A 1,256-nucleotide genomic window follows, 5' to 3' on the forward strand; every position below is an offset into this window, starting at 1 on the left:
GTCTACAGCGGAACGAAGGCCTACGTCCTGGCCTTCACCCGCAGCCTGCAGGCCGAACTCGCCCATRGCGGCGTCAGGATCCAGCTGGTTCTGCCCGCCACCACAGCTACCGAGATCTGGTCCGACGAGGTTTCCGGCATCCGGCTGTCCGCGCTGCGCCAGGAATCGATCATGAGCGCCGAAGACATGGTGGACGCCTCACTTACCGGCCTGGACAACGGCGAGACCATCACCTGGCCGTCCGTGGCCGATGAGGGCCTGTGGACTGCCTACGACGGCGCGCGCGCCGCGCTGTTCGCTGCTACCCAGACCGGTACGCCCGCGCCGCGTTATACCAAGGGGTAACGCGCCCCGGGACACGTGGCGCCAGGAGCCCCGCCCGGTTCTTGGCGCCCGTGAAGGCTGACGGCGCTTCGTGCGGAGCTCTGCCGGACATCGACAGTTACGAGGTCATGCGGGAAATGGCCCTGGCCGGATTCGGCGTGACGTTCGTGCCGAACTACATTCTCGCCGACGAGCTGCGCGCGGGTACGCTCGTCGAAGTCTTGCGTGCCCACTGCCCGCCACACGATCCCATTGCCCCACTCCCAACGGTTGCAGGGGGGCCAAGACCGCGCCGACTCTTGGCGACACCAAAAACCCCTGCTACCATCGCCGATTAGTGGGGCCTTAGCTCAGCCGGGAGAGCGCGTCGTTCGCAATGACGAGGTCGGGGGTTCGATCCCCCCAGGCTCCACCACTTATTGAACGCACTAAAGCCTCGAAGACCATCGTCCTCGAGGCTTTTTTGTGGTCGCCTTGTGTGGGAGCCGCTTCAGCGGCGATAGCGAGGTCGTCGCGAACCCATCGCCGGCAAAGCCGCCTCCTACAAAGGGCGCCGGCCGCCGTAGAGGACTCAGCCCCGGCAACCCGCCAGCAGATCGAGCTTCGGCTCGTACACCGTCGTGTGGGTGTCGAAAAAACCCAGCAAGGTGTGGAACACGTTGTCCTGGCTTGCCGGCTGCGTGCGTCGCTGCGCCATGCAGTCCAGGCGCACGCCAGCGTCGCGCACCCATCCGGGCGACAGCCACATCAGCATCGGGATGTGCTTTTGCTGGCTCGGCGCTGTGGCCCAGTCCGCGCCATGGAGATAGATATCGTTCTCCCCCAGCGATTCGCCGTGGTCGGAGAGGTACATCATCGCGCTGTCGACTTCCGGAGCGGCCTTCAAGGCCTCGACCACCTGGCCGAGAATATGGTCCGTGTAGAGGATGGTG

Annotated in this window: 3 protein-coding genes and 1 tRNA gene; 3 read left to right on the top strand and 1 reads right to left on the bottom strand. The window is 65.3% G+C overall.

What is annotated here, in order from left to right; genetic code table 11:
* From AC1DT2_RS23765 to AC1DT2_RS23775, 3 genes are all read left to right on the top strand, one after another.
* Positions 1–345, top strand: a 345-nt coding sequence (locus AC1DT2_RS23765) for an SDR family NAD(P)-dependent oxidoreductase (protein WP_477299148.1), incomplete at its 5' end; no start/stop codon positions are given.
* Between the two features lie 50 nt (positions 346–395).
* Positions 396–662: a LysR substrate-binding domain-containing protein gene (locus tag AC1DT2_RS23770; protein ID WP_477299150.1), complete on the top strand. Its 267-nt coding sequence runs from the start codon at positions 396–398 to the stop codon at positions 660–662.
* Between the two features lies 1 nt (position 663).
* Positions 664–739 (top strand) — tRNA-Ala (locus AC1DT2_RS23775).
* Positions 740–895: 156 nt separating this feature from the next.
* Here the strand turns inward: AC1DT2_RS23775 and AC1DT2_RS23780 are convergent.
* On the bottom strand, positions 896–1,256 hold a 361-nt coding region (locus AC1DT2_RS23780; protein WP_477299151.1), incomplete at its 5' end, for a sulfatase-like hydrolase/transferase.

The organism is Luteibacter sp. P4_E6 (assembly GCF_056401535.1).